Genomic DNA, 3,877 nt, shown 5'->3' on the forward strand with positions numbered 1-3,877 from the left:
CTCTAGCAACGCAGGAGATTGGCGAAATCCTTCGCGGCAGCGTCCTTCTCCCCGTCACTATCCGGGGAGAAGTGCCCGGCAGGGCGATGAGGAGCAGCGCAGAGCTGCAACTGCTGGTGCGGTTGCACCGATCGCCAAGACCGCCTAACAGAAGGCTGAACAATCAACCTTCAGGTGCGAAATCCGTATGACCGCCCTTAAGCTTATCGCGCTCGACGACCAGGATCTGAGCATCGTTTCGGCTCATGTCCAGGATGCCGTGCTGAAAGTCAGCGACCTCGAATTCCTCCCTGCGGCCAAGCGTTTCCTGCTGACCATGAACCGTTTCGTCTGGGAGGCAAAATCCGGCCTGTTTCGCCAGCATAATGAGCGACGGCAGGCCGTGCTGCATTTCGACCGCGTGCTCGGCGCCAAGACCAGCGGTATTGACCGCGACAAGCCTGCCGAAGTCCTGTCGCTGCTGGCGATCAGCTTCATCGAGATCAGCAAGCCGGCCGGCATCGTCGAGCTGATCTTCTCGGGCGGCGGTGCGATCATGCTCGACGTCGAGTGCATCGAGGCCCGTCTTGCCGACATCGGCGGCGCGTGGGAAGCCACCTCGCGCCCCATCCACAAGGCCTGAGCGTCCGATGGCCATCACGCTTCGTCAGTCCGATGCCGATTTCGAGCAACGTTTCGCCGCCTTCCTCACGACCAAGCGGGAGGTCTCCGCCGATGTCGATGCCGCGGTGCGCGACATCATCGCGCGCGTGCGCGCCGAGGGCGACGCGGCACTGATCGACTATACGCGGAAATTCGATCGCGCCGATTTGACCGGCCTCGGCATTGCCGTGTCTAAGGAAGACATCGCAACCGCCTACGAAACGGCCGACCCAAAGACGATCGAGGCGCTGGAGTTCGCGCGCGACCGCATCCGCTCGCATCATGAACGGCAGCGGCCGAAGGACGATCGCTATACGGATGCCGCCGGCGTCGAGCTCGGCTGGCGTTGGACGGCGATCGAGGCCGTCGGGCTCTATGTGCCGGGCGGTACGGCGAGCTATCCGAGCTCGGTGCTGATGAACGCCGTGCCGGCCAGAGTGGCCGGCGTCGAGCGCATCGTCATGGTCGTGCCTGCGCCGGGCGGCATCATCAATCCGCTGGTGCTGGTGGCAGCGGACATATCAGGCGTTTCCGAAATCTACCGCGTCGGCGGGGCGCAGGCGATCGCCGCCCTCGCCTATGGCACCGAGACAATCCGGCCGGTCGCCAAGATCGTCGGCCCGGGCAATGCCTATGTCGCGGCAGCCAAGCGCCAGGTTTTCGGCACCGTCGGCATCGACATGATCGCCGGGCCGTCGGAAGTGCTTGTCGTGGCCGACGGCAGCAACGATCCGAACTGGATCGCTGCCGACCTGCTGGCCCAGGCCGAACACGACGCTTCGGCACAGTCGATCCTGGTCACCGACGATCCGGCTTTCGGCATCGCGGTCGAACAGGCGGTCGAGCGCCAGTTGCAGAGCCTGCCACGCGCTGAAACGGCAGCGGCGAGCTGGCGCGATTTTGGTGCCGTGATCCAGGTGTCGACCATCGACGCCGCGCTGCCGCTGGTCGATCGCATCGCCGCCGAACATGTCGAACTGGCCATCGACGACGCCGAGGGCTTCCTGTCGCGGATGCGCAATGCCGGTGCGGTCTTTCTCGGCCGCCACACGCCGGAAGCCATCGGCGACTATGTCGGCGGCTCCAACCATGTGCTGCCGACGGCGCGCTCGGCGCGTTTCTCGTCCGGCCTGTCCGTGCTCGATTTCGTCAAGCGCACGTCGATCCTCAAGCTTGGACCGGAGCAGTTGCGTATCTTGGCGCCGGCGGCGATTGCGCTGGCCAAGGCGGAGGGTCTTGACGCGCATGGACGCTCCGTCGCCATACGGTTGAACATGTAGGCGGCGATGTCTGGCCCCGATCAAACCCGCGCCAGGCTGATCGATGTCGAACTCGATGAATCGATCGGCCGGTCAACGCCGGATGTCGAGCATGAACGTGCAGTGGCGATCTTCGACCTGATCGAGGAGAACAGTTTCCAGCCCGTCAATGACAGCGGCGACGGCCCTTACCGGCTGAAACTGTCGCTGGCCGAGCAGCGCCTGGTGTTTGCCGTGGCGCGCGAGGATGGCACCGCCGTCGTCACCCATATCCTGTCGCTGACGCCGCTCCGGCGCATCGTCAAGGATTACTACATGATCTGCGAAAGCTACTACGACGCCATCCGCTCCTCGACGCCGAGCCATATCGAGGCGATCGACATGGGCCGCCGCGGCCTGCACAATGAAGGTTCGCAGACGCTGATGGACCGGCTGTCCGGCAAGATCGACATCGACTTCGATACGGCGCGCCGGCTGTTCACGCTGGTCTGCGTGCTGCACTGGCGGGGCTAGCCCTGTCGCCCGGCGCCCTGCCCCGTTCGATCCTGTTCCTGTGCGGCATGAATGCCGTGCGCTCGCCAATGGCGGAGCAGCTGGCGCGCCGGATGCTGCCCGCCACCGTCTTTGTCGCTTCGGCCGGCGTTCGCGCCGGCGAGCGCGATCCGTTCGTCGATGCGGTGCTGGCCGAAGAAGATCTCACGCTGGGCGAGCGCCACCCAAGGACGATGGACGATCTCGAGGACGACTATTTCGACCTCATCGTCACGCTGGCACCCGAAGCGCACCACGCCGCGCTCGAACTCACCCGCTCGCTCGCCGTCGAGGTCGAATATTGGCCGACGCCGGACCCGACCGACGCCGGTGGCACGCGCGAACAGATCATGGCAGCGTACCGGGACGTCCGCGAGCGGCTGAAGGTGCGCATAGGCCGACGTTTCTTGCTTCCAGAGGCAAAAAACGCGACGGATTAAGCGTGTTCACAAGCGGACGATTATCATATAGGTTCCGCCGAAATTCCGGCCAGGGTGCTGGAACTACCATCCAAGCAAAGGTATCGAATGCCGAAGGAAGAAGTCCTCGAGTTTCCGGGTGTCGTGACGGAATTGTTGCCGAACGCGATGTTCCGGGTAAAGCTCGAAAACGAACACGAAATCATCGCCCATACGGCCGGCCGCATGCGCAAGAACCGCATCCGCGTGCTGACCGGCGACAAGGTTCTGGTCGAGATGACGCCATACGACCTGACCAAGGGCCGCATCACCTATCGTTTCAAGTAAGCAAAGCCCGACTGGTCCGCGATGAGCATTTTGCAGAAGCTGGTGCTTGCCTCGGGTTCGCCGCGCCGAATCGAGCTCTTGCAGCAGGCCGGCATCGAGCCGGACCGCGTGCTGCCGGCCGATATCGACGAAACGCCGCTGCGTGCCGAGCATCCGCGCTCGCTGGCCAAGCGGCTGTCGAAGGAAAAGGCCGAAAAGGCGTTTGCGTCACTGAAGACCGAAGCCGACTATGCGCCGGGTTTCGTGCTGGCCGCCGACACGGTGGTTGCCGTCGGGCGGCGCATCCTGCCCAAGGCAGAAACCCTCGACGACGCTGCCAACTGTCTCGGGCTGTTGTCGGGCCGTTCGCATCGTGTCTATTCCGGCATCTGCCTTATCACCCCGGGTGGCAAGCTGCGCCAGCGCCTGGTCGAGACGCGGGTGCGTTTCAAGCGGCTGCCGCGCGAAGAGATCGACGCCTATATCGCCTCGGGCGAATGGCGCGGCAAGGCGGGCGGCTACGCCGTCCAGGGCCTCGCCGGCGCCTTCGTCGTCAAGCTGGTCGGCTCCTACACCAACATCGTCGGGCTGCCGCTCTATGAGACCATCGCGCTGCTGAGCGGCGAAGGCTTCAAGGTGCATGGCGGCTGGCTGGCGGGAACCCGGCTGTGAATTCCGATCCCAAAGTCACGCCCTTGCGCCCAAAGCGCCCCTGTCCCG

The 3,877-nt window shown here is 64.4% G+C and carries 6 protein-coding genes; all 6 read left to right on the top strand.

Annotated features, from left to right (window positions below):
- Positions 1–187 precede the first annotated feature (187 nt).
- The 6 genes from EN914_RS27505 to EN914_RS27530 all read left to right on the top strand — a co-directional run bounded on the left by EN914_RS27505 (position 188) and on the right by EN914_RS27530 (position 3,829).
- Entirely contained in the window at positions 188–622 is a 435-nt protein-coding gene (locus EN914_RS27505) for a DUF2948 family protein (RefSeq protein WP_013530200.1), read from the top strand.
- A 7-nt stretch (positions 623–629) separates the two neighbouring features.
- Complete coding sequence (gene hisD, locus EN914_RS27510) at positions 630–1,922, top strand: histidinol dehydrogenase (protein ID WP_024504780.1); 1,293 nt, start codon at positions 630–632, stop codon at positions 1,920–1,922.
- A 6-nt stretch (positions 1,923–1,928) separates the two neighbouring features.
- Positions 1,929–2,414 (top strand): UPF0262 family protein, encoded by a 486-nt coding sequence (locus tag EN914_RS27515; RefSeq protein WP_013530198.1) that lies wholly within the window; start codon positions 1,929–1,931, stop codon positions 2,412–2,414.
- Positions 2,402–2,872, top strand: a complete 471-nt coding sequence (locus EN914_RS27520) for a low molecular weight phosphatase family protein (protein WP_013530197.1) — start codon at positions 2,402–2,404, stop codon at positions 2,870–2,872. Before EN914_RS27515 ends, EN914_RS27520 begins: the two co-directional genes overlap by 13 nt.
- A gap of 87 nt (positions 2,873–2,959) precedes the next feature.
- A complete protein-coding gene (infA, locus tag EN914_RS27525) occupies positions 2,960–3,178 on the top strand; it encodes a translation initiation factor IF-1 (RefSeq protein ID WP_006200926.1) in 219 nt (72 codons plus the stop codon).
- Between the two features lie 21 nt (positions 3,179–3,199).
- Entirely contained in the window at positions 3,200–3,829 is a 630-nt protein-coding gene (locus EN914_RS27530) for a Maf-like protein (RefSeq protein ID WP_013530196.1), read from the top strand.
- The last annotated feature ends 48 nt before the right edge of the window (positions 3,830–3,877 follow it).

It is taken from the genome of Mesorhizobium sp. M7A.F.Ca.CA.001.08.2.1, assembly GCF_003998455.1.
In the GTDB taxonomy this organism is placed as follows: Bacteria; Pseudomonadota; Alphaproteobacteria; order Rhizobiales; family Rhizobiaceae; genus Mesorhizobium; species Mesorhizobium ciceri.